The following is a 24,082-nucleotide window of genomic DNA, read 5'->3' as shown; positions in this document are numbered from 1 at the left end:
CTGGCTCGTGAGGGGCCACCACCGGCGACCGTCCGACCCGACATCCGGAGCGACGTGCGGCGTACCTTCTCGGTCCCCGAGCGGATCGGCGGTTTCGGGCTTGCCGTGGCCGCGGCCGCTCTGGCGTGGCCCGCCCTGAACGGGCACACCGGTGCGACGCTGCCGTGTCCACTGCGGGCCCTGACCGGCATCCCCTGCCCGGCGTGCGGGCTGACCACGGCGGCGGTGGTTCTGGTCCGCGGTGATGTCGGCGCGGCGCTCGCCGCCAATCCGGCGATCATGGCGCTCGCCGCCGCGGCGGTCGCCGTCGTCCCGTTGGTGTCGCTGCGGGCGCTCGGGGTGCTGCCGCCGCCCCGCCCCTGGGCCGCAGGGCGCCGACGCCGCCTGGGCGCGCTGGTCGGCGCGCTCTCCGTCGTGAGCTGGTTGTTCCAACTGCACCGCCTCGGTGTGGGCTGAGTCGCGCCGGCAGGGCGCGCGTCAGGAAGAGGAGCGCATGTCGTATCCGCCGCAGGACCCGTACCAGGAACAGCCGGAGGATCCATACGGCCGGCCCGGCCAGAATCCGTACGGCCAGCCGGGCCAGCCGCCTCCCGCCCAGCCCGGGTACGGCCAACCTGGATACGGCCAACCTGAGTACGGCCAGCCGGGGTACGGCCAGCCCGGGTACGGCCAGCCGGGACACGGCCAGCCCGGCTACGGCCAACCCGGGTATGGCCAGCCGGGGCACGGCCAGCCACCCGGCCCGACGCCATACGGCCAGCCCGGCCAGACGCCATACGGCCAGTCCCCGTACGGCCAGCCCGGATACGGCCAGCAGCCGGGGTACGGACAACCCGGGTACGACAGTCCCTCGGCCTCCGCGTACGCGAGCTGGCTGCAGCGTGTCGGGGCGTACATCATCGACGCCCTGGTGCAGCTCCCGTTCTCGATCCTCGGCATCGTGTTCGGCCAGAGCACCGACGCGAACGGGTTCCCGCACTACAACGCGATGTACTTCGTGTTCGCACTGCTCGGCCTCGCGGTCTTCGGCTACAACCGCTGGTACCTGCAGGGCACCACCGGTCAGAGCTGGGGCAAGAAGGCTCTCGGTCTGCGTCTGCTGGGTGAGTTCACCGGTCAGCCGATCGGCGGTGGCATGGCGTTCGTGCGCGATCTGGCGCACATCCTGGACGCGCTCCCGTGCTACGTCGGCTTCCTGTGGCCGATCTGGGATGCCAAGAAGCAGACGTTCGCCGACAAGGTCGTCAAGACGTTGGTGATCCGCTGACCTGCCGCAGGTGATCCGATGCTGTCGCCCACTACGCTGAGCGGGCGAAATCCGACGAGTCGAGGAGCCGACCGTGCGTCCTGGTGGACAGCCGAACATGCAGCAGATCATGAAGCAGGCCCAGAAGATGCAGCAGCAGGTCGCGCAGGCGCAGGCCGAGCTGGCGGCGGCCGAGCTGACGGGCAGCGCGGGCGGTGGCTTGGTGACCGTGACGGTGACCGGGCTGGGCGAGTTCAAGGCGGTCAAGATCGACCCCAAGGCGGTCGACCCGGACGACATCGAGACGCTGGAGGACCTGATCCTCGCGGCCCTGCACAACGCGGCCGAGGCGCAGCGCGAGCTGACCGAGAAGAAGATGGGTCCGGCCACGGGCGGCCTGGGCGGCCTCGGCCTGCCGGGGTTCTGATTCCGTGTACGAGGGCGCCATCCAGGACCTGATCGACGAGCTGGGGCGGCTGCCGGGCGTGGGCCCGAAGAGCGCCCAGCGCATCGCCTTCCACATCCTGTCCGCCGATCCGGCCGACGTGAACCGGCTGGCCACCGCGCTGCGCAAGGTCAAGGAGCTGGTCCGGTTCTGTACGACCTGCTTCAACGTGGCCGAGTCGGAGCAGTGCCGGGTGTGCCGCGACCCGCGGCGTACCAATGAGGTGCTGTGCGTGGTCGAGGAGCCCAAGGACGTGGTGGCGATCGAGCGTACGGGCGAGTTCCGGGGGCGCTACCACGTGCTGGGCGGGGCGATCAATCCGTTGGAGGGGATCGGTCCGGACAATCTGCGCATTCGGGAGCTGCTGGTGCGGCTGGGCACGGGCGAGGTCAAGGAGCTGATCCTGGCGACCGACCCGAACACCGAGGGGGAGGCCACGGCGACGTACCTGGCGCTGATGGTCAAGCCGATGGGCATCGCGGTGACGCGGCTCGCCAGCGGTCTCCCGGTGGGTGGTGACCTTGAGTACGCGGACGAGATCACGCTCGGTCGCGCGTTCGAGGGTCGCCGCGCAGTCTGAGATTCCTCCCCGTTACGTCCATTTCGCTTCCTACCAGGCCTTCTCCGCGATACCGTCCGTTTGGAGCGCGTGGAGGTCACAATGGCGTCACGGTGGAGACACGGAACACACCGTGTGGACCATGCAGCCTTGACCCCGGCCAAGCTGTAGGTGAATGTTCCTAGCGATGGCGGCACACCCGCCGTCGAGTGCCTTCGAGTTCCGGCCGGACCTGGTCCGGGAGTCGAGGGTCGGCACTCGAGGCTTGCGATAACCGATCGGTTGCCGGGCGCTGCGGGAGCCATCGCATCCGATCGGCGACGTAGCCGGCGGGGGCTGTGGTCCGGGCATCGGCGGCCGGGGAAGGACCGGCGTAGATGTCGATCGGCCCAGAAGCGACCACCGAGCAGTTAATGCCCTCGGATGGCGCTGCGCGGGAGCCTGGCGAGAAGGCCATCGCGGGCCGTTCCCTGAAGCAGATCGCCTGGCGCCGGCTCAAGAAGGACAAGGTCGCGATGGCCGGCGGCGTCGTGGTCGTCTTCCTGACCTTCATCGCGGTGATCGCGCCGCTGCTGACCCGGTGGTTCGGCCACCCGATCGACGAGTTCCACATCGACAAGATCGACCCGACGTTCGGTACGCCGATCGGCGGTTGGGGCGGCGTCAGCAAGGACTTCCTTCTGGGCGTGGAGCCCACGTCGGGTCGCGACGTGTTCAGCCGAGTCGTGTACGGCGCGCAGACCTCCCTGTCGGTGGCCTTCCTCTCCGCCTTCTTCTCGACGCTGCTGGGCGTACTGTTCGGCCTGTCCGCGGGTTACCTCGGCGGCTGGGTCGATTCCGCGATCAGCCGGGTGATGGACTTCCTGCTCGCGTTCCCCCAGCTGCTGTTCGCGATCGCGCTGGTCTCGGTGCTGCCGGACACGATGTTCGGCCTGGGCGACCGCTGGTCGCGGGTCGGCATCCTGGTGCTGGTCATCGGCTTCTTCGGCTGGCCGTACATCGGCCGCATCGTCCGCGGGCAGACGCTGTCGCTGCGTGAACGCGAGTTCGTCGAGGCGTCCAAGAGTCTCGGGGCCCGTTCGCCGCGGATCCTGTTCCGCGAGCTGCTGCCCAACCTGGCGGCGCCGATCCTCGTCTACACGACGCTGATCATCCCCACGAACATCCTCACCGAGGCGGCGTTGAGCTTCCTCGGCGTCGGTATCCCGCCGCCGTGGCCCTCCTGGGGCGGCATGCTGTCGGACGCGATCGCGACGTATCAGTCCGACCCGATGTACATGATCGTTCCGGGCGTGATGATCTTCCTTACCGTGCTGGCCTTCAACCTCTTCGGTGATGGCCTGCGCGATGCGCTCGACCCGAAGGCCCGGTGACACCGCCGGCCCGGTGACCACCGGGCCGACGGGCATCGCACGATCCGCGGCGCCCGCAAGGTTCCGCTGTTCAAGGAGGTAGGAGAACAGGTGGCTAGTAAGGCGAGGGTGGTGGCGGTAGCAGGCGTGGCCGTCGCTGTGGGTCTCACCACCGCCGCGTGCGGTGGCGGGTCCAGCAGCAAGAGCGGCAACACCAACACCACCGGCAAGGGCACATACAATGCGGCCACGACCTCGGTCGTGAACCCCAGCACCGCAAAGGGCGGCACGCTCGAACTCTGGAGCGCGCAGGACGCCGACTCGTGGGACCCGGTCCGTGGTTACTACGCGTTCGTGTGGGACCTCAACCGTCTCTACACCCGCAAGCTCGTGGACTACGCGGGCGCGGTCGGCAAGGACGGCCTGAAGCTCCAGCCCGACCTCGCCACGGCGGAGCCGGAGATCAGCGCGGACAAGAAGACCTACACGTTCAAGCTCAAGTCGGGCATCAAGTTCGACGACGGCACGCCGATCACCTCCAAGGACATCAAGTACGGTGTCGAGCGCGTCTTCGCGCAGGACGTCGTCCCCGGTGGCCCGGTGTACCTGATCGACCTGCTGGACCCGAAGCACGAGTACAAGGGCCCGTACAAGGACACCGACCCGAACAAGCTGGGCCTGAAGGCCGTCGAGACTCCCGATGACTCGACGATCGTCTTCCACCTGGCCAAGCAGTTCGCGGACTTCCCGTACCTGCTGGCCATGCCGGGCTCCGGCCCGGTGCCGCAGAAGCGGGACACCGGCGCGCAGTACGGCAAGAAGCCGGCCGCCTCCGGGCCGTACATGTTCCAGTCGTACGAACCGGGCAAGAGCGTCAAGTGGGTCCGCAACCCCAACTGGGACCCGTCGACCGACACGATCCGCAAGGCGCTGCCGGACGCGATCAACCTGACGATCACGACCAACGCCGATGACCTGGACAGCCGTCTGATCGCCGGCACCGCGGACATCGACGTCGGCCAGACCGGTGTGCAGGCCGCGGCCCGCGCGAAGATCCTGCAGGACCCGAACCTGCGGGCGAACGCGGACACCCCGATCACCGGCTTCATCCGGTACGCCGCGATGTCGCAGAAGGTCGCGCCGTTCGACAACGTCGAGTGCCGCAAGGCGGTCATGTACGCGTCCGACCCGACCGCGCTGCAGGCTGCTCGTGGTGGCCCGGTGGCCGGCGGCGACATCGGCACGAACATGCTGCCTCCGAACATCGGTGGCTCGGACCCGTCGTACGACCCGTACGGCCGGGCGCAGGGCAAGCCGCAGGTGGACAAGGCGAAGGCCGCCCTCCAGGCGTGTGGCAAGCCGACCGGGTTCGACACCACGATCGCGGTCCGCAACAACAAGCCGGCCGAGATCAAGACCGCTGAGGCGCTGCAGGCGTCGCTCAAGGTGGTCGGCATCAACGCCAAGATCGACCAGTACGACGGTGCCCAGATCGCGTCCGTGGTCGGCTCGCCCGACAACGTGCACAAGAAGGGCTACGGCATCATGATCGCCGGCTGGGGTGCCGACTGGCCCTCCGGCACGGGTTACCTGCAGGCGCTCGTCGACGGCCGGTTCATCCTGCCGAACGGCAACTTCAACCTGCCGGAGATCAACGACCCGACGATCAACGGTCTGTTCGACCAGGCCGCCGCAGAGACCGACCTGACCAAGGCGTACGGGCTGTACAGCCAGATCAACACCAAGGTCATGGAAGGCGCGTACTACCTGCCGTTCGTCTTCGACAAGGCGCTGAACTACCGCAACCCGCGCCTGACGAACGTCTACGTCCACGACGCCTTCGGCATGGTGGACTTCCAGGCGCTCGGCGTCAGCGGCAAGTAGGCAACATCCCCGCCCGCACGCACGTGCCGGGAAGAACGAAGGGCAGGTGAAGGCCGCCCGCGGTGGGCGGGCGTCGGTCCCACAAGGATCGGCGCCCGCTCACTGTTCGGCCGAACGTCGTGTTGGCATACATCATTCGGCGCGTGATCAACGCAATCCTCACGTTGCTCGTGGTCACGCTGGTGACCTTCGGAATCTTCTTCATGGTTCCGAAGATCACGGGAAGCGATCCGGCACTTCTCTACATCGGCAAGACCGCCGACAAGGTCTCCGTGGAGGGCATCCGGACCAAGCTCGGCCTGGGCGACCCGGTGATCGTGCAGTACGGGAAGTTCCTCAAGGGACTCGTTGCGGGCCGCGACTACGCAAACGGCCCGGACGTCACGCACTGCCCGGCACCCTGCATGGGCTACTCGTTCAAGACCGACCAGGAAGTCACCCCGCTGTTGCTCAGCGACCTGCCGGTCACCATCTCGCTGGCCATCGGCGCCGCCGTCATCTGGCTGATCATGGGCGTCGGTGCCGGGGTCATCTCGGCCTTGCGAAAAGGCAGCCTGCTGGACAGAGCGGTGATGTCGACCGCGCTGGCAGGCGTCTCGATGCCGATCTACTTCACGGCGCTGCTCTCCTCGGCGATCTTCGTGTACTGGCTGGAGTGGCTACCCAACCCCTCCTACACACCGTTCACGGAGAATCCGGCGCAGTGGGCGGCCGGACTGATCCTGCCGTGGGTCACCCTGGCGTTCCTGTTCGCCGCCACGTACGCCCGGCTCACCCGCGCGAACATGCTGGAGACCCTGGGCGAGGACTACATCCGTACCGCCCGGGCGAAGGGCCTGCGGGAGCGCTCGGTGATCAGTAAGCACGCGCTGCGCTCCGGCCTCACCCCGATCATCACGATCTTCGGTCTGGACCTGGGTGCGCTGCTCGGCGGCGCCATCCTCACCGAGACCGCGTTCAACCTGCACGGCATCGGCCTGCAGGCGCTCGCTGCGATCAAGGGCAACGACCTGCCGATCATCATCGGCGTCACGCTGATCGCCGCGTTCTTCATCGTCACCATCAACCTCATCGTGGACCTGCTCTACGGCGTCATCGACCCGCGCGTGCGGCTGGGCTGAGAGAGAGGGACCACATGTCGAACTACTCGTTGCCCGGTGCCGCCGGCCCGGCTCGCCCGTACCTCGAGGTCAAGGACCTGACGGTCCGCTTCGAGACCGACGACGGCATCGTGCAGGCCGTGTCGGAGTCGTCGTTCTCCGTGGAACGCGGTAGGACGCTCGGCATCGTCGGCGAGTCCGGCTCCGGTAAGAGCGTCACCTCGCTGGCGATCCTCGGCCTGCACCGCACCCGCAGCAACGCCAAGGTCGCCGGTGAGATCTGGTTGGACAACCAGGAGCTCGTCACCGCTACCGACGAGCAGGTGCGTGGCCTGCGCGGCGGCAAGATGTCGATGATCTTCCAGGACCCGCTGAGCGCGATGCACCCGTACTTCACGGTCGGGTCGCAGATCGTCGAGGCGTACCGGGTGCACCACCCCAAGGCCAGCAAGAAGGAGGCGCGTACCCGCGCCATCGACATGCTGGCCCGGGTCGGCATCCCGCAGCCCGAACGGCGCTTCAACGACTACGCGCACCAGTTCTCCGGCGGTATGCGCCAGCGCGCGATGATCGCGATGGCGCTGGTCAACGACCCGTCGCTGCTGATCGCGGACGAGCCGACCACCGCGCTGGACGTGACCGTGCAGGCGCAGATCCTCGACCTCATCCGGGACCTGCAGGCGGAGTTCGGTTCCGCGGTCATCATGATCACCCACGACCTCGGCGTCGTGGCCGAGCTCGCCGACGACGTCATCGTCATGTACGGCGGGAAGATCATCGAGCGCGGCGCGGCCCACGCCGTCTTCGAGCAGCCGCAGCACCCGTACACGTGGGGTTTGCTGGGGTCGATGCCCCGTCTCGACCGTGATCTGCGGGAGCGGCTGAACCCGGTCAAGGGCACGCCGCCGAGCCTGATCAACCTGCCCTCGGGGTGCGCGTTCCACCCGCGCTGCCCGTATGCCGGGCTGAACGGCGACCGGTCGTTCACCGAGGTGCCGGTGCTGCGCGGCGGTCACCACGCGGCCGCGTGCCACCTGTCGCCGGAGCAACGCTGGGAGATCTTCCAGCGCGACGTGGCACCCAACCTGTGAGCGGGAGTGACAAGACGATGAGCGAGAACCTGCTCGAAGTGACGGGCCTGCAGAAGCACTTCCCGATCACGAAGGGTCTCTTCAAGCGCCAGGTGGGCGCGGTGCGCGCGGTCGACGGCATCGACCTGGCCGTCCGCGCCGGCGAGACGCTGGGCGTGGTCGGCGAGTCCGGGTGCGGCAAGTCCACGGCGGGCCGGCTGTTCACCCGGATCCTGGAGCCGACCGGCGGCAAGATCATCTTCGAGGGCAAGGACATCACGCACCTGTCCACGATGGCGATGCGCCCGCACCGCCGGGACGTTCAGATGATCTTCCAGGACCCGTACTCGTCGCTGAACCCGCGGCACACGGTCGGGTCGATCATCTCGGCCCCGCTGCAGATCCAGAAGATCCCCACCCCGCAGGGCACCAAGAAGGCCGTGCAGGAGCTGCTCGAACTCGTCGGACTCAACCCGGAGCACTACAACCGGTACCCGCACGAGTTCTCCGGCGGCCAGCGCCAGCGCATCGGCATCGCCCGCGCGCTCGCGCTGCGGCCCAAGCTCATCGTCGCGGACGAGCCCGTCTCCGCCCTGGACGTGTCGATCCAGGCGCAGGTCGTCAACCTGCTCGACGACCTGCAGAGCGAGTTCGACCTCACGTACGTCTTCATCGCGCACGACCTGTCCGTGGTGCGGCACATCTCCGACCGCGTCGCGGTCATGTACCTGGGCAAGGTCGTGGAGATCGCCGAGCGCGACTCCCTGTACGCGAGCCCGCGGCACCCGTACACCGTCGCCCTGATGTCGGCCGTGCCGGTGCCCGACCCGGCCCGCCGCGACCGCGCCCAGCGCAACCGTGTGCTGCTGACCGGCGACGTGCCGAGCCCGATCAACCCGCCGTCCGGCTGCCGGTTCCGTACCCGCTGCTGGAAGGCACAGGAGATCTGCGCGACCGAGGAGCCGCCGCTGGTGCCTCGTGCGGGTGACCCGGCGTCGCACCAGACGGCGTGCCACTTCCCGGTGGTCGAGGGCGAGGCGGTGCAGGGCCGCAGCCCGGCGGGCGCCTCCGCCTGACGAACGCCGAGCCCGCCTCCCGCGCACGTGGGGGGCGGGCTCGCGCATGTCGGGCGGGAGTCGCTCAGCCCTCGGGCCGGTGGAGCAGGCCGAGCGCGATCGCGTGCACCGCATCGAGGTCCGCCGGGTCGCTCAGTCGCGTCCGGCCGCCGGTGATCACGTACCACTCGTCGGCGTCCTTGTACTGCACGTGCAGGGTGACCTCGCTGCCGGACAGTTCGGTGCGCAGCGTCAGCTCGCCGGTGACGACGCCGACCTCGTCGGTCATCACGCCACCGGGCCCGGCGGTGAAGTCGGCGGTCCGGCTGGCCGGGACGGTGCCCGGGGCCGGGGTTGCCGGCCCAGCCGCGGTGGCGGGGGCCGGTTCGGAGGTGTCAGACATCAGCAGGTCTCCAGCATGTCGGCGAGGGCGGCCTTCTCGGCCGAGGTGACGGTCAGCTTCCAGTGAGTCTTCACCGCTACCCAATCCTGCGCGTACTCGCACCAGTGTTCCCGGGCCGGGGGTTTCCAGGTCGACGGGTCCTGGTCGCCCTTGGCGCGGTTGGAGCCCTGCGACACCGCGACCAGCTGAGGGTCGTCCAGGTCGTTGGCGAACTGCTCTCGCTGCGGCGTGGTCCATGCGGACGCGCCGGACCGCCACGCGTTGGCCAACGGTACGACGTGGTCGATGTCGACCAGCGTGGGCGAGTCGATCGCCTTGCCGTCGTACACACTGGTCCAGGCGCCGCCCACGACGTTGCACCCGGACATCTTGACCTTGGAGCCGTCCCGCTTGAGCACGGAATCGCGGACGTCGCAGTTCGCACCGGTCCGCTGCCAGTGCGGGAACTTGGCCCGGCTGTAGCCGCGCATCGAGCCCGGCGCGGCCACGGCCAGCCCGGCGAGCTGCTGCGTCGCGGCTTTGGCCGTACCCGTGGCGTGGGTGTTCGGCGCGGTACCGCCGGCGGGTGAACCGCCGGAGGTGCCGGTGCAGCCGCCCGCCGCGGCGAGCACGAGCGCGAGGGCGGCGGCGCCGCGGACAAAGATTCGGGGGGTCGTGACCGGGGTAGACACACCGCCATCGTATGAGCGCTACGCCCGCATGGCCGGACCTGTCACCCGCCGTCCGGATCGTCCGGCGCGTCGCCCGAACGGGACCTTGACGCGTCCCCGGAACCCCGTCCGGCAACGATCCCCGGCGGACGGTCCAGCCGATGTTCCCGGCTGGACGTCCGGTGTGTGCTCAGCGGACCCGATTGACCGCGCTGGTCAGGGCCTTGATCGAGGCGGTGACGATGTTCGCGTCGAGGCCGACGCCCCACACCGTCGTGTCGCCGACCTCGCACTCGACGTACGCGGCGGCCTGGGCATCGCCGCCGGACGACAGCGCGTGCTCGTGGTAATCCAGGACGCGTACCTGCACGTCGAGCGGCTTGAGCGCCTGCACGTACGCATCGATCGGGCCGTTGCCGACGCCCAGCAGTGCCCGGCGCACGCCGCGGTGCACGACCTCCGCGTCGACCTCGACCTTGCCGTCCACGCTGGACGTCGAGTAGCGCTGCAACCCGATCACGCCGAACTGCTGATGGTCGACCAGGTACTCGGCCGCGAAGATGTCCCACATCTGCTGCGGCGAGACCTCGCCGCCCTCGGCGTCGGTGACCTGCTGGATGACCCCGGAGAACTCGATCTGCAGGCGCCGCGGCAGGTCGAGCTTGTGCTCCTCCTTCATGATGTACGCCACGCCGCCCTTGCCGGACTGCGAGTTCACCCGGATGACCGCCTCGTACGTGCGGCCCACGTCCTTCGGGTCGATCGGCAGGTACGGCACGCCCCACTCGAACGCGTCCACGTCCTTGCCCGCCTCGGCGGCGTCGGCCTGCAGCGCGACGAAGCCCTTCTTGATGGCGTCCTGGTGCGAACCGGAGAACGATGTGTAGACCAGATCCCCCACGTACGGGTGGCGCTCGTGCACGGGGAGCTGGTTGCAGTACTCGACGGCCCGCTTGATCTCGTCGATGTCCGAGAAGTCGATCATCGGGTCGATGCCCTGGGCGAACATGTTCAGCCCCAGCGTCACCAGGTCCACGTTGCCGGTGCGCTCGCCGTTGCCGAACAGGCAGCCCTCGATCCGGTCCGCGCCGGCCAGCAGGCCCAGCTCGGCGGCGGCCACGCCGGTACCCCGGTCGTTGTGCGGGTGCAGGCTGAGCACCAGGCTGTCGCGCCGGGGCAGGTGGCGGTGCATCCACTCGATCGAGTCGGCGTACACGTTGGGGGTGGCCATCTCGACCGTGGCCGGCAGGTTGATGATCAGCGGCCGGGCCGGGGTGGGGTCGATGACGTCGATGACCTTCGAGCAGACCTCCAGCGCGTAGTCGAGCTCCGTGCCGGTGTACGACTCGGGGGAGTACTCGTAGAAGATCTGCGTGTCCGGGGTGTAGATCTCCGCGTACTTCTGGCACAGCCGCGCGCCGCTCGTCGCGATGTCCGTGATCCCGTCCTTGTCCAGGCCGAACACCACGCGCCGCTGCAGAATCGACGTCGAGTTGTAGAAGTGCACGATGGCCCGCTTGGCGCCGCGCAGCGCGTCGAACGTACGGTCGATCAGGTGCTCGCGGCACTGGACCAGGACCTGGATGGTCACGTCGTCCGGGATCAGGTCCTGCTCGATGAGCTGGCGGACGAAGTCGTAGTCGGTCTGGCTGGCGGCCGGGAAGCCGACCTCGATCTCCTTGTAGCCCATCTGCACCAGCAGCTGGAACATGCGCCGCTTGCGCTCGGGTGACATCGGGTCGATCAGGGCCTGGTTGCCGTCGCGCAGGTCGACCGCGCACCAGCGGGGCGCCGCCTCGATCCGCCGGCCGGGCCAACGCCGGTCGGGCAGGTCGATCGCGAACTGATTCAGGTACGGCCGGTAGCGGTGGACCGGCATCGCGCTCGGGCGTTGCCGAGCGATCGGATCATCGGACACGTCGGAAGACATGGGTGGTGTGCTCCTCAGGTCAGCGGGTGCGGTCAGGTGAGGGTGGTGCGTGCCACGGACCGACCGGCGCGCGTCAACTCCGCGACGAGGTGCCGGCCAGGGATGGGGCCTCGTCGCGGCAGCGAAGAAGGAGCGCGTACCACATGTCGCAGATGACCCTACGTGATCAATTCGGTCATCGCTAACTCTACGCCCGGATCGTGGGACCTCCGGGCGTCACTCGGCGGGGGACGCCACGTCGGAGGGGAGCATGCTCGGCGGCGGCGGGGGCGCGGCCATTCCCATCGGGTCGCCCGCGCTGACCGGACCGGGCAGGTCGACCCGCGGCGGTGGGGGCGCCACCGAGCTCGCCAGGCTGATCTGGCCGTAGTCCAGGCGGGCGGCCGTGAGCTGCCCGTCGTCGGCGTAGCAGTAGATGCCCACGTCGAACGTGGCGCTCAGCGACGCCGAGATGGTGTCGACCGCGTAGCACCGGCCCCGGGCGCCCGGCAACGGCTGGGCCGGGGTCACCGACAGTGCGGCCCGCCGGTCCGTGAAGACGCTCAGCCACTGCCGGAAGGCTCGTTGCACCTTCGGGTCGTACGGGCCGGGGATCGGGTCGCCCGGGTTCGCCACCCGTACGCAGGAGGCGACCACCGGCTGGGTCGGTGACGGCAGCGAGCACTGGTACACCCCGGCGGCGGTCTGCACGATCGACACGTCCGCGGTGCCGCCGAGCGCACCGCCGGGGATGTCGACCCGCCAACTGCCGTCACCCGCCACGGTGACCGTGACGTTGCGAGGGTCCTGGCCGGGCGCGGTGTACCGGTACACCGCGGTGTACCGGCGGTCCTGCGCCAGGGCGGCGCGCGCCGCGAGGTCGGCTCGCGCGGCACCGGGGTCGGTGGCCGGGGCCGCGGACGACGGGATGCTGGCCGGAGGCGTCGCCGGGGCCGCATCGCCGCAGGCAGAGGCCCCGGTGGCGAGCAGGGCGGCGGTCAACGCGGACAAACCGTATCGAACAACGGGGGCGGGACGCACCGCGACATTCTCGCCCCTGTGTGCCGTAACCCCGGCCGTACGGGCGGAACCGGCCCCGGCGTGTCGTACCGACGGCCGGATTCTGGGATCGCCTGTCGAAGCGTGGGACGGCCGCGGCTAGGCTGGTCCGGACCTGATTGGCGCCGCCGTCCCCCGGCGGCGCCGGCACATAGGCCGCTGGAGGGAGTCGTTCGCCGTGGCGCTGGTGGTGCAGAAGTACGGCGGTTCCTCCGTCGGGGACGCCGAGCGCATCAAGCGCGTGGCCGAGCGGATCGTGGACGCCCGCAAGGCCGGCCACGACGTGGTCGTCGTCGTGTCCGCCATGGGTGACACCACGGACAACCTGCTCGACCTCGCGAACCAGATCAGCCCTCTGCCCCCCGGCCGGGAACTGGACATGCTGCTCACCGCGGGTGAGCGCATCTCGATGGCCCTGCTCGCGATGGCGATCCACAACCTGGGGTACGAGGCCCGTTCGTACACGGGCTCGCAGGCCGGGGTGCTGACCACCTCGGTGCACGGCCGGGCCCGGATCATCGACGTCACCCCGGGGCGGCTGCGGACCGCGCTGGACGAGGGCGCGATCGCGATCGTCGCCGGCTTCCAGGGCGTCAGCCAGGACACCAAGGACATCACCACGCTCGGCCGGGGCGGCTCGGACACCACCGCGGTGGCGCTCGCCGCGGCGCTGCACGCGGACGTCTGCGAGATCTACACCGACGTGGACGGCGTCTTCACCGCCGACCCGCGCATTGTCCCGAACGCCCGGCACATCAACAAGATCACCTACGAGGAGATGCTGGAGCTCGCCGCGGGCGGGGCGAAGGTCCTGATGTTGCGGTGCGTCGAGTACGCCCGCCGGTTCGGGGTGCCGATCCACGTACGCTCGTCCTACTCCAGCAAGCCAGGCACGTTGGTCACCGGATCGATGGAGGATCCTTCCGTGGAACAGGCGCTCATCACCGGTGTGGCACACGACCGCAGCGAAGCGAAGATCACGATCGTCGGGGTGCCCGACGAGCCGGGCGCGGCGGGCCGCATCTTCAACACCGTGGCCAACGCGGAGATCAACATCGACATGATCGTGCAGAACGTGTCGACCGAGGGCACCGGCCGTACGGATATCTCCTTCACGCTGCCCAAGGCGGACGGCCCGGGCGCGATGGCCGCGCTGAACAAGATCCAGGATCAGATCAAGTTCAAGAGCCTGCTCTTCGACGACCACGTGGGCAAGGTGTCACTGATCGGCGCGGGCATGCGCTCGCACCCGGGTGTCGCCGCCACGTTCTTCGCGTGCATCGGCGAGGCCGGGGTGAACATCGAGATGATCTCTACCTCCGAGATCCGGGTCTCCGTCGTCTGCCGCGACACCGACCTCGACACCGCGGTGCGTGCCGTCCACGAGCAGTTCGAGCTGGGCGGCGACGAGCAGGCGGTGGTCTACGCCGGCACCGGCCGGTAAGCCCGTCATGGCAATGGTGCGCTGATCGTGGCGGCGCCCACTCTCGCGGTCGTCGGAGCCACCGGCTCCGTCGGCACGGTCATGCTCGAACTGCTCAGCTCGCGCCGCAACGTCTGGGGCGAGATCCGGCTCATCGCGTCCGCGGGTTCCGCCGGAAAGCAGCTCTCCTGCCGGGGCGAGACCCTGGTCGTGCAGGAGCTGAGCGCGGAGGCGTTCGACGGGGTCGACGTGGCCATGTTCGACGTGCCCGACGAGGTGTCCCAGCAGTGGGCGCCGGTCGCGGTGTCCCGCGGTGCGATCGTGGTGGACAACTCGTCCGCGTTCCGGATGGAACCCGACGTCCCGCTCGTCGTGCCCGAGGTGAACCGCGACGCGCTGCGGTACCGCCCGCGCGGCATCGTGGCGAACGCCAACTGCACCACCATGGCGATGATCATGGCGATCGCCCCGCTGCACCACGAGTACGGCCTGCGCGAGCTCGTGCTGGCGTCGTACCAGGCGGTGTCCGGGGCGGGGCAGATCGGCGTGGACGTCCTGCACGACCAGCTCAGCAAGGTGGCGGGGGACCGGGCCCTCGGGTCGCGGCCCGGCAACGTGCGCCAGGCGGTCGGTGACGACCTCGGCCCCTTCCCGGCGCCGCTGGCGCTCAACGTGGTCCCGTGGTCCGGGTCGTTGGCCGAGTGGGGCTGGTCATCCGAGGAACTCAAGATGCGCAACGAGTCCCGCAAGATCCTCGGCCTGCCCGACCTGAAGGTGTCCGCCACCTGCGTACGGGTGCCCGTGGTGACGGGTCACTCGATCGCGGTGCACGCCGTGTTCGCGGCGGAACTCGACGCGGAGGGCGCCCGGGAGGTGCTGCGGCACGCCCCCGGCGTGATCGTGGTCGACGACCCTGAGGCGGGCGAGTTCCCGATGCCGATCGACGCGGTGGGCACCGACCCGTCCTGGGTGGGGCGGATCCGCCGGGCGATCGACGACCCCCGCGCACTCGACCTGTTCGTCACGGGCGACAACATGCGCAAGGGTGCCGCGCTGAACACGGTCCAGATCGCCGAGCTGGTGGCCGCGGATCTCGCGCGGGACTGAGACGTACCCGCCGGACTGGTGGCTGAGCTGCGGAACTGGCGCCGGGCGCTGGGGGCTGACGCGGGCGCCGCGGGGCTGACGCGGGCGCTGTGGGCGACCGGGCCTGCGGGCGACCGGGCGCTGCGGGACCGGCGCCGGGGCCTCAGAGGGCGAGCTGCGGGCGGGCCGGGACGCCGACGACGGCCGGCCCGACGCTGCGTGGCGGGAGCTGGTGCGGCACCGGGTGGGGCAGCACGAGCGATTCGAGGGGCGGGGCGACGGCGGGGCGGCTGTTGAGCTGGATCAGCCGGGCCGCGCGGGCCAGTGAGCCGGTCTCGCCGTCCCGGAAGCCGTCGCGGTAGCCCTTCTCGTACCGTTCGCCGCGACCCAGTGCACGGCCGAGCGCGAAACACGACGACCCGGCGAGGGCGATGACGAACAGCAACGCGAAGGGGGTCACGACACTCCTCTCAGGGCCTCATCGTCTATGGGTCGCAAATTACTCTAAACAGGACAAGGTGCAAGGGCGCTTCGGAGCAAGTACGCCTTCGGGTGACCGTCCAGCGGCCCCGGCTGCACCCCCACCCGCCCTGCCTGTCAGGCTGTCACCTTGTGACCGACACCGACCTTGCCCGGCAGGTACGCGACGTCAGCCGGTTGACCGGCGAATTCCTCCTGCGCTCCGGCCGGACCGCCACGGAATACTTCGACAAGTATCAGTTCGAGGCCGACCCCGAGCTGCTCGACCGTCTCGCTGAACGCCTCGCCGTCCTCATCCCCGAGGGCACCGAGGTGATCGCCGGCCTCGAGATGGGCGGCATCGCCGTGGTCACCGCGCTCGGCCGCCACGCCAAGCTGCCGTGCGCGTTCGTCCGCAAGCAGGCCAAGGCGTACGGCACCGCCCGGCTGGCCGAGGGTGCCGAGGTCGCGGGCCGGCGGGTCCTGGTCGTCGAGGACGTCGTCACCTCCGGTGGCCAGGTGGTGATCTCCACCGAGGAGCTGCGCAAGCTGGGCGCCCACGTCGACCACGCGGTGTGCGTCATCGACCGCCAGGAAGGCGGAGTCGAAGCCCTCGCCCAGGCCGGCATCACGCTGCGCGCCCTGCTCACCCGCGCGGACCTCGAAGCTGCAGCCGCCTGACGCCGACTCCGGACGCCGCCCGCGTGGGTCCGGTCGCCTAGCGGCGGGCCTGCACGGGCGGGCTGGTGACGTCGAGCAGATCGATCACGCCGACGACGCCCAGCACCTGGTGGACGATCCCCTGGCTGTTCACCACGCGGAACGTGCACCCGTGGCGAGCCGCCGCGACCTGCCCCTCCAGCAGCGCCCGGACCCCGGCCGCGGCGAGCAGCGACACGTGCCGCAGGTCGATGACGAGCCCGGTCACCCCACTCTCGCCGGCGGCGGTGGCGATGACCGCGGCGAGCGTCGCGCTGACGTCGCTGTCGACCTCCCCGCGGACCGCGAGCCGGGCGACCCCGTCACCGTCGTCGTGCGTATGCACTTCAAACGGGCTCGTCATCCCGCTGCCTCCCGATCAGCCCACCTCGACAACCGCGCGGAGAGCTCCATCCTGCCCCAGTGACCACCGTGCGTCCCGGAGTCGTCACCCAGACGTGGGACATGGACGCCTGCTCTCGTGGTCGGTCCGAGGTTCGGGGCCGGGCGTGGCCCGGGTGGCATAGATCCATGGCCAACCAGCCACTGACCTGCGACGCCGTCCCCTCGTACGTTCTTGCGGGTGATCGCTGCCCTCCTCGACGCCGCCGCGCGGCACCGGCGCGCGGTCGTGATCGGGGGTGTGGTCGCGGCCGTCGCCCTCGCCTGGATGACGGTGTCGGCGCCGCGCCGGATCTGGATCGCTGCCCTCGCCTGGCTCGTCGTGGTACTGCTCCAGGTGGTGACGGACCGCCGTGAACGGCCGGCCCGGTTCGTGGTGCGCCCTGAGCGCCGGACGTTCAGCCCACCCGCGTACGGTGCCCCGGCCCTGCGGGTGGTCGCGCAGCTGCTCTGGCTAGGATCCTTCGTTCACCAGCTGCAAGAGCCCGGCGCCCTGCCGTGGGGGATCGGCATCGGCGGTATGTCCGTGGTCGTGGTGGGGTCGCACCTATGGCACGCATGGGACGGTCATGAAGTGGTGCTGAACCCCGAGGGACTACACCACCGGCGATTGTTCGGCACCTTGTTCGTGCCGTGGACCGCGGTCGCCGCCGCCCGCCTCACCAGCCGCCGGGCGCGACCGCCCGTGACCTCGGTCGTGCCGCCCGGCGCCTTCCACCCGGCCGAGGACGTCCGCGACCGCGACCGCCCGGCCGCCGTACGGCTCCGCTACGCCCAGCCGGGCCTGGTACTCCGCCGCGGCGTGATCCGCGACCGCGGGAGGCTCGACCTCGAGGAGATCGACCCCGGCTACCTGGCCGAGGTGATCAACTTCTACGTGGCGCACCCCGGGCACCGGGCCGGCATCGGCACGGTGGAGGGGCACCGGACTCTGCAGCAGGCGCTCGGCCGAAGCGGGGCATAGCCGCTGCGACGACCGCCTCATTTGGTCATGAACAGGGTGCCCGTGCCGATTGAGCTGGGTGACACCTGTTCTTTATCCCCCGGTGAGGTCTTGGCTCATGACTGCCGTCGCCCAGAAGCCCGCTAAGCGCCCCGGCGCGTTGACGCGCTGGATCCTCAACCGGCCCATGTACACCAAGATCCTTATGGTCGTGGTGGTGCTGGCCGTGGTCGGCGGCGGCGTCGGGATCTTCGCGATCGTGCAGATGGCGCGGCTGAGCGGGATGGCGCAGGACCTGTACGCGAACAGTGTGGTGCCGAGCCAGCAGCTCGGGAAGATCGCGGTGGACATCGGCGACATGCGCTCGATCGTGCTGAATCACGCGCTGTCCGAGACCAACGGCGCGATGACCCAGTACGAGCAGGCGATGAAGGCCGGCGACATCACGTTCAACAAGGACGTGGCCACGTACCGGAAGTCGACCGTCGACAGTGCCAAGCTCGACCTGCTGGTGGCGGCGTGGCAGCGGTACCGCACGGTGCGCGACACCGACTTCATCCCGGCCAGCCGCAACCAGCTCGACGTCGGCCAGATCCGCGACAAGTCCCTCACTCCCGTCGCCGACGCGGCCATGGCCCAGTTCAACCAGCTCATCGCGGAGGAGAACGCCGCCGCGACCGCGGCCGCCGCGGAGGCACACGCCCGGTACGCCACCGCGCGGACCATCACGGTCGCGATCCTCGTGGTCGGCATGGCGCTGGCAGGCGTCTTCGGCATGCTCGTGGCCCGTGGCGTGGCCCGTCGGGTACGCGGGTTGTCGGCGGTGATCCGGTCGATTGCGGATGGTGATTTGACGGTGAAGGCGGATGTGGATGCGGGTGATGAGATCGGTGTGATGGCGGGGGAGTTGGATCGGGCTGCGGGGACGTTGCGGGCGACGATTGGGCGGATCGGGGGGAGTTCGCGGAGTTTGGCGGGGTCGGCGCAGCAGATGGCGTCGGTGAGTGCGCAGATGGCGATGGATGCGGAGTCGGCGAGTTCGCGGGCGGAGTTGGTGTCGGCGGCGGCGGTGCAGGTGTCGGCGAATGTGGACACGGTGGCGGTGGCGGCGGAGGAGATGACGGCGTCGATCCGGGAGATTGCGGGTAGTGCGACGGATGCGGCGGGGATTGCGCGGGGTGCGGTGGGTGTGGCTGCGGCGGCGAATGCGACGGTGGCGAAGTTGGGGGTGTCGTCGGGTGAGGTGGGCAAGATTGTGAAGGTGATTACGTCGATTGCGGAGCAGACGAATTTGTTGGCGTTGAACGCGACGATTGAGGCGGCGCGGGCGGGTGAGGCGGGTAAGGGTTTCGCGGTGGTGGCGTCGGAGGTGAAGGATTTGGCGCAGGAGACGGCGAAGGCGACGGAGGAGATTTCGTCGCGTATTGCGGCGATTCAGTCGGATACGGGTGCGGCGGTGGCGGCGATCGGGGAGATTGCTGCGGTGATTGAGCGGATCAATTCGTATTCGGACACGATTGCGTCGGCGGTGGAGGAGCAGACGGCGACGACGAGTGAGATCGGTCGGAATGTGGCGCAGGCTGCGGTGGGGACGTCGTCGATTACGGAGACGATTGCTGGGGTGGCGGAGGTGGCGCAGAGTACGACGGTGGGGGTGTCGGAGGCGAATCGTACGGCGGAGGAGCTGTCGCGTCTGGCGGGTGAGTTGCACACCCTGGTCGGCCAGTTCACCGTGTGACCCCGGCCCCGCTCCGGCGCCCTGGTTTGCCGCTGCCCCGGGGCCGATAATCGGCGGATGCAGCCGGCGTCCACTGTAGTGTTCGACTCCTTCGAGGCGTCGGACGTGGATGAGGCCCGGGCGAAGATCCAAAAAGCGCTGCTGCCGCTCTCCATCGCGGCGCTGTCCGACCAGCGGCCGTACCGGTGCCGGTACGAGCAGCTCAGCTTCGGCCCGCTGCGCGTCAACCGGGCGTTCCACAACGTCGCGATGCGGGTCGCCGTGCCCGACCTGCGGGGGTACACCGTCGGATTCGCCGGGTTCGGGCAGTTGCGCTCGCATCACCGCGGGACCGAGGTCACCATCAGTACGGCCACCGCAGCGGTGTTCCAGCCGGGGGGCGACATCCTCGCCCACGCATCCGACGCCTCCCTGACGTACACGGTGATGGTCGACCCGCCCGCCTTGGAGGCGAACCTGTCGGCGCTCCTGGGCCGAGCTCTCACCGGGCCGATCAAGCTCGGCCCCAGCATGGACCTGACCGACGCGGCGGGGCGCAGCTGGGCGCGACTCGTGCACACCCTCACCGCGGAGATCACCAATCCGGACGGCCTGGCCGCGCACCCGCTGGTGATGCAGCCGCTGGTCGACGCGGTGATGCGCGGGCTACTGATGTCCGCCGACCACCCCGAGCGGGAGGCACTGCACCGGCCGGCCTCGGCGCACCGGTCCGCGCCGGTACGCCGCGCCATCGATGCGATCCACGCCGATCCGGCCCAGCCGTTCACCCTGAGCACCCTGGCCGGCAATGCCGGAGTCAGCGTCCGGACCCTGCAGCAGGGGTTCAGCGACCAGGTGGGCACGTCGCCGATGGGCTATCTCCGGCAGGTCCGGCTGGCCTGCGCCCATGACGAGCTGCGTACGGCCGACCCGGCCCAGACCGGCGTGGCCGCGGTCGCGCACCGGTGGGGGTTCGCCCACCTGGGCCGCTTCGCGGCCTACTACCGCGCGGTGTACGGGTGCGTACCGTCGGACACCCTGCACCGCTGACCCGCAACGTCAGCGGATCAGGCGGCGTCGAGGTCGCGGTAGGTGCGCTTGTGGGCTTCGCGGGCCTTGCCGGATACCACCCGGTCACGTCCGGCTCGCTTGGCGATGTACAGGTTCCGGTCCGCTGTGGACAGCAGGGCCGGCTGGCTGAGATCCGGTGCCTCGTGCACGCCGGCCACGCCGATGCTGATCGTGACGGGCAGCGCGCCGGTGATCTGCGGCCAGGCGTACGAGCGGACGGCCTGCCGGATGCCGTCGAGCCGTTCGGTCGCGGCGGCCACCGCGGTGCGCGGCAGGACCATCAGGAACTCCTCGCCGCCCAGCCGGGCCGCGAACCCGTCCGGTACGGCGACGGCCAGTTCCGTCTCCAGCAGCTTCGCGACCTGGACGAGTACCTGGTCGCCGACGTCGTGGGAGAGCTGGTCGTTGATCCGCTTGAAGTAGTCGAGGTCGACGATGGCGACCGTGAGGTCGGGATCGGCGGCGATCAGGCCGGGCAGTTCCTCGTCGACGTACCGGCGGTTGCGCAGGCCGGTCAGCGGGTCGCGGCGGGCCTGCTCGCGGAAGCGTTCGGCCTCCTCGCGCGCCTCGGCGGTCTCGAAGATGGCCTGCCGGGCCTGGGCGTGCGCCTCGCGCTGCTTCGAGCGCAGGCTCTCGTGGGCGGCGTGGAACGTCTTGTACATCTCGAACGCCTCCGCGTGCTCCCCGCGGGCGGAGTGCAGCTCGGCCTGCTCCTGGTACACGCGGACCAGAACCTCGTGCAGATCACGCTCGGTGCACAGCGTCCGGGAGGCGTTCAGGTTCTCCTGGGCCTGGTCGGTGGAGCCGAGGCCACGCTGGGCCCGGGCCAGGGTGAGGAAGTAGTCGGCGAGGTCGTCGGCGGCGTCGCACTGCCCGGCGTCGTGCAGGGCGATGCACGTCAGCATCGTCTGCTCGGCCTCCGCGTACTGGCCGTTCCCGATCTGGATCGCGCCGATCGTGTCCAGCGCGGTGGGGTCCAGGTCGATGCCGTGTGCGGCGGCGTGCTCCTGCAGGCGGCCGGCTACCTCCCGGGCGAGGGCGAACTCGCCGGCGGCGAGCTCGGCGTACGCCCAGTTGTTGAGCAGGATCGCCAGCCGCTGCGGCATGCCCAGCTCGCGGGCCAGTTCCTCGGCCTGGCGGTAACGCGGGCGGGCCGCGTCCATCGCGCCGCTGATGGAGAGCGCGTCGGCCAGCTTGGTGCGGTGCCACACCTGCATGAACGGGGTGGCGGTCTCGTCGAGCAGTTCGACGGCGCTCAGGGTGTGTTCGAGGTTCTTGGCCAGGTCGCCGAACAGCCGCTCGACGTTCGCGCAGGCCAGGTGGGACCGGGACTGCAACCGGCGGTCGCCGTGCGCGATGGCCCACTCGTGGATCTCGTAGACCTGCCGGGCGGCCGGGGCGATGTCGCCGGTGCGCATGAGCAGGTTGGCCCGGCACAGGCGGGCACGCGCGACGAGCAACTCGTCGCCCAGCCCCTCGGCCTGCCGTTCGAGCTCCACCGCCGCGGCCAGGCCCGTCTCGAAGTCCCACACGATGGAGTCTTCGATCTCCAGCAGGGCCGCAGACAGCCGGTCGGCGCTGATCGCGCTGCGATTCAAGGTTCACCCCCAGTCCGTTCGCTTCCCCATCGGCGAAGGCCGGACGTGCTGTAGGAGTTGACCCCGGTAGGGACGGCGAGAGATCGGACACTCTGCCCGAGTACGGCGGTAGGATCATCTTCAGACATCGTTGTCGGCAGTGTCCCCTCGATGCCCCGATGACACGGATCACATAGTTTTGACAGTCTTGCGCGAGCCGCGATATTGTTTTCCGTCGAAGTGTCCCATCCGTAGTGATCTCATCCTCCCAGGTCCTCGAATATCACCTCGCATTCTGAGTCGGCGCCCGGCCCCGGAACCGTGATTGTCGGGCACTTCCCAGAAATCGGCGGACCGCGGTCGAAATAGAAACGTCATGCCAATCGGTGCAGGTAGTGGCCTCAACGAAGACGTTGTGCCTTCGCCGATCGGCTGCTCCTTCCAAAGCGCCTCACGAAGAGCTCACTCCAATTTGATCAGGTGGAATCGTTTTGACACTCTGGTCGCACCGGCACCCGGAATTGTTGGATGAACGATGAGCCGGCAGGCGAAGCCGGGGAGTAAGGCCTACCGTGCGCAACTGCGCGATCGACTGAGCGCACTGGGATTTCCTGCCGAGGAGATCGCGGCCCGGGTCGCGGAGCACCTGATCGCGGAATGCCGGATCCGACCCCGCACCGCATGGCGATCGGCGCGCGAGATGTCGCTCGACCTGGCCGCGCAGAGGTACAACTCGGTGAACGGCGGCCTGCGTGCGGGGATGCGGGGCTCGCGGATCTGGGAGTACGAGCAGTGGCCCGACCGGGGTGTCCGGCCCACGCTGGCGGCGCTGCGCATCCTGGCTCAGGTGTACGGCACCACCTGGAAGGCCCTTCTCGATCTGTCCGATCTGGACCGGCTGCCCCCCGACGACCTCGCCGCATATCACGGAATGACCGGGGAGGCGCCGCCACCACCGCCGGCTGCGGACACGGCACGCCCGGCACCCGACGGCGAGCCCCTGACGCCGCTCGCCGAGGCGCTCGCGCTGACCGCGACGAACGTCGACAACGCCCAGCTGGACGACCTCTGGTCAGACCTGAACTATCTGGGCAACGCGTACGTCGGCACCCTGCCGGTGTCCATCCTCCGCCAGCTCTCCGTGATCCGGGAGCGGGCGGTGACGCTGTTGAAGGGACGCCAGCGGCCCAAACAGACCAAAGAGTTGTACCTGTTGAGTGCGAAGTCCAGCGCGATGATGGCGTGGATCAGCGCCGACCTGGGCAACTACGGCGCCGCGCAGGAGCTCAACTCCGCCGCGTGGCTCTACGGCCAGTACGCCGACGACTTCCTCGCCCGTCGTTGGGTCCGCACCACCCAGTCCCGTGTGGAGTACTGGGCAGGGAACGGCGCGGAATCGGCGCGGCTGGCCCGGGACGGGCTGGGATACCGCGTCGGCAAGCGCATCACCGACGCGCCGCTCATCCTGGCGGAGGCCCGGGGGTGGGCGAGCATCCAGGCCGAGCGCCAGACCCTGGATGCCGTCGAGCGTTGGGCGCGTATCGAGGACGCGGATTCGACGGACACCTGCGAGGACCGGTTCTTCAACATCAGCAAGGACCGGCGGCACTACATGGCCGGGACGTCGCTGCTTTCCGTGGGCCAGGCCGGCCGGGGACTGGCGGAGTTGCAGAACGCCCGGCAGGCGTACGACGGGATGCCGGTCGAACACCGATGGGAGGCGATGGAACCGATGATCATGATCGACACGGGACGGGCTCATCTGCGGCTCGGCGAACTCGACGCCGCAGCCGACGACCTCGCCCCGTTCGTGTCGGCGGATCTCGGCCCGCAGCCGGACATGGTCAGAGCAATGCTGAAGGTCCTGACCAGGGAGCTCGACGCGCCACGCTGGCGCGGTTCGACGATCGCACACGGCCTGGCCGATGCGCTGCTGGGTGTGCAGAAGTCGATTCCACAGTGATGTGGGGTCG

General features: G+C 69.5%; 23 protein-coding genes. 16 read left to right on the top strand and 7 right to left on the bottom strand.

The annotated features are described in order from the left end of the window. Positions 1-54 precede the first annotated feature (54 nt). The 9 genes from ACMCNK_RS20120 (at position 55) to ACMCNK_RS20080 (ending at position 8,732) form a co-directional block, all read left to right on the top strand. Positions 55-456 (top strand): DUF2752 domain-containing protein, encoded by a 402-nt coding sequence (locus ACMCNK_RS20120; protein ID WP_412737941.1) that lies wholly within the window; start codon positions 55-57, stop codon positions 454-456. A 37-nt stretch (positions 457-493) separates the two neighbouring features. After that, entirely contained in the window at positions 494-1,267 is a 774-nt protein-coding gene (locus ACMCNK_RS20115; RefSeq protein WP_412737940.1) for an RDD family protein, read from the top strand. Positions 1,268-1,364: 97 nt separating this feature from the next. Then, positions 1,365-1,673: a YbaB/EbfC family nucleoid-associated protein gene (locus tag ACMCNK_RS20110; RefSeq protein ID WP_412740928.1), complete on the top strand. Its 309-nt coding sequence runs from the start codon at positions 1,365-1,367 to the stop codon at positions 1,671-1,673. Positions 1,674-1,677: 4 nt separating this feature from the next. Continuing rightward, entirely contained in the window at positions 1,678-2,271 is a 594-nt protein-coding gene (recR, locus tag ACMCNK_RS20105) for a recombination mediator RecR (protein WP_412737939.1), read from the top strand. Between the two features lie 356 nt (positions 2,272-2,627). Then, a complete protein-coding gene (locus tag ACMCNK_RS20100; RefSeq protein WP_412737938.1) occupies positions 2,628-3,623 on the top strand; it encodes an ABC transporter permease in 996 nt (331 codons plus the stop codon). Positions 3,624-3,749: 126 nt separating this feature from the next. Further along, a complete protein-coding gene (locus tag ACMCNK_RS20095) occupies positions 3,750-5,486 on the top strand; it encodes an ABC transporter substrate-binding protein (protein WP_412737937.1) in 1,737 nt (578 codons plus the stop codon). 119 nt (positions 5,487-5,605) lie between these two features. After that, positions 5,606-6,607, top strand: a complete 1,002-nt coding sequence (locus tag ACMCNK_RS20090; protein ID WP_412737936.1) for an ABC transporter permease — start codon at positions 5,606-5,608, stop codon at positions 6,605-6,607. Positions 6,608-6,621: 14 nt separating this feature from the next. Then, entirely contained in the window at positions 6,622-7,677 is a 1,056-nt protein-coding gene (locus ACMCNK_RS20085) for an ABC transporter ATP-binding protein (RefSeq protein WP_412737935.1), read from the top strand. Between the two features lie 17 nt (positions 7,678-7,694). Then, entirely contained in the window at positions 7,695-8,732 is a 1,038-nt protein-coding gene (locus ACMCNK_RS20080; RefSeq protein WP_412737934.1) for an ABC transporter ATP-binding protein, read from the top strand. 64 nt (positions 8,733-8,796) lie between these two features. On the opposite strand, the gene ACMCNK_RS20075 is transcribed toward ACMCNK_RS20080, so the two are convergent. The 4 genes from ACMCNK_RS20075 to ACMCNK_RS20060 all read right to left on the bottom strand — a co-directional run bounded on the left by ACMCNK_RS20075 (position 8,797) and on the right by ACMCNK_RS20060 (position 12,675). Beyond that, a complete protein-coding gene (locus ACMCNK_RS20075) occupies positions 8,797-9,114 on the bottom strand; it encodes a hypothetical protein (protein ID WP_412737933.1) in 318 nt (105 codons plus the stop codon). After that, complete coding sequence (locus ACMCNK_RS20070; protein WP_412737932.1) at positions 9,114-9,785, bottom strand: HNH endonuclease family protein; 672 nt, start codon at positions 9,783-9,785, stop codon at positions 9,114-9,116. The genes ACMCNK_RS20075 and ACMCNK_RS20070 overlap by 1 nt, the downstream gene beginning before the upstream one ends. A gap of 169 nt (positions 9,786-9,954) precedes the next feature. After that, positions 9,955-11,694, bottom strand: a complete 1,740-nt coding sequence (leuA, locus tag ACMCNK_RS20065) for a 2-isopropylmalate synthase (RefSeq protein ID WP_412737931.1) — start codon at positions 11,692-11,694, stop codon at positions 9,955-9,957. 216 nt (positions 11,695-11,910) lie between these two features. After that, complete coding sequence (locus ACMCNK_RS20060) at positions 11,911-12,675, bottom strand: hypothetical protein (RefSeq protein WP_412737930.1); 765 nt, start codon at positions 12,673-12,675, stop codon at positions 11,911-11,913. Between the two features lie 235 nt (positions 12,676-12,910). Here ACMCNK_RS20060 and ACMCNK_RS20055 point away from each other — a divergent pair, with 235 nt between their 5' ends. Together ACMCNK_RS20055 and ACMCNK_RS20050 are read left to right on the top strand one after the other, a co-directional pair. Then, positions 12,911-14,176 carry an aspartate kinase gene (locus ACMCNK_RS20055; RefSeq protein WP_412737929.1) on the top strand — a complete coding sequence of 422 codons (1,266 nt, stop codon included), beginning with the start codon at positions 12,911-12,913 and terminating at the stop codon, positions 14,174-14,176. A 24-nt stretch (positions 14,177-14,200) separates the two neighbouring features. Then, positions 14,201-15,262, top strand: a complete 1,062-nt coding sequence (locus ACMCNK_RS20050) for an aspartate-semialdehyde dehydrogenase (protein WP_412740927.1) — start codon at positions 14,201-14,203, stop codon at positions 15,260-15,262. A 142-nt stretch (positions 15,263-15,404) separates the two neighbouring features. On the opposite strand, the gene ACMCNK_RS20045 is transcribed toward ACMCNK_RS20050, so the two are convergent. Further along, positions 15,405-15,701, bottom strand: coding sequence for a hypothetical protein (locus ACMCNK_RS20045; RefSeq protein WP_412737928.1), 297 nt, complete (start codon positions 15,699-15,701; stop codon positions 15,405-15,407). A gap of 152 nt (positions 15,702-15,853) precedes the next feature. On the opposite strand from ACMCNK_RS20045, the gene pyrE reads away from it, so the two are divergent. Beyond that, positions 15,854-16,381: an orotate phosphoribosyltransferase gene (pyrE, locus tag ACMCNK_RS20040; protein ID WP_412737927.1), complete on the top strand. Its 528-nt coding sequence runs from the start codon at positions 15,854-15,856 to the stop codon at positions 16,379-16,381. Between the two features lie 37 nt (positions 16,382-16,418). Here pyrE and ACMCNK_RS20035 read toward each other — a convergent pair whose 3' ends face one another. Further along, positions 16,419-16,763: an STAS domain-containing protein gene (locus tag ACMCNK_RS20035; protein ID WP_412737926.1), complete on the bottom strand. Its 345-nt coding sequence runs from the start codon at positions 16,761-16,763 to the stop codon at positions 16,419-16,421. Between the two features lie 219 nt (positions 16,764-16,982). Between ACMCNK_RS20035 and ACMCNK_RS20030 the strand changes: the two genes are divergently transcribed. The 3 genes from ACMCNK_RS20030 (at position 16,983) to ACMCNK_RS20020 (ending at position 20,511) form a co-directional block, all read left to right on the top strand. Next, positions 16,983-17,765, top strand: coding sequence for a PH domain-containing protein (locus ACMCNK_RS20030; protein ID WP_412737925.1), 783 nt, complete (start codon positions 16,983-16,985; stop codon positions 17,763-17,765). A gap of 97 nt (positions 17,766-17,862) precedes the next feature. Next, positions 17,863-19,482 (top strand): methyl-accepting chemotaxis protein, encoded by a 1,620-nt coding sequence (locus ACMCNK_RS20025; RefSeq protein ID WP_412737924.1) that lies wholly within the window; start codon positions 17,863-17,865, stop codon positions 19,480-19,482. A 57-nt stretch (positions 19,483-19,539) separates the two neighbouring features. Further along, on the top strand, positions 19,540-20,511 hold the full coding sequence (locus ACMCNK_RS20020) for an AraC family transcriptional regulator (protein WP_412737923.1): 972 nt from the start codon (positions 19,540-19,542) through the stop codon (positions 20,509-20,511). A gap of 17 nt (positions 20,512-20,528) precedes the next feature. Here the strand turns inward: ACMCNK_RS20020 and ACMCNK_RS20015 are convergent, their stop codons facing one another. Then, positions 20,529-22,130, bottom strand: a complete 1,602-nt coding sequence (locus ACMCNK_RS20015) for a diguanylate cyclase (protein ID WP_412737922.1) — start codon at positions 22,128-22,130, stop codon at positions 20,529-20,531. 514 nt (positions 22,131-22,644) lie between these two features. Between ACMCNK_RS20015 and ACMCNK_RS20010 the strand changes: the two genes are divergently transcribed. After that, on the top strand, positions 22,645-24,072 hold the full coding sequence (locus ACMCNK_RS20010; RefSeq protein WP_412737921.1) for a hypothetical protein: 1,428 nt from the start codon (positions 22,645-22,647) through the stop codon (positions 24,070-24,072). Positions 24,073-24,082 lie beyond the last annotated feature (10 nt).

It is taken from the genome of Krasilnikovia sp. MM14-A1259 (assembly GCF_047159535.1).
GTDB lineage: Bacteria > Actinomycetota > Actinomycetes > Mycobacteriales > Micromonosporaceae > Actinoplanes.
Note: the sequence above shows the minus strand (reverse complement) of the source record. Positions and strands in the feature narration are given on the sequence as shown.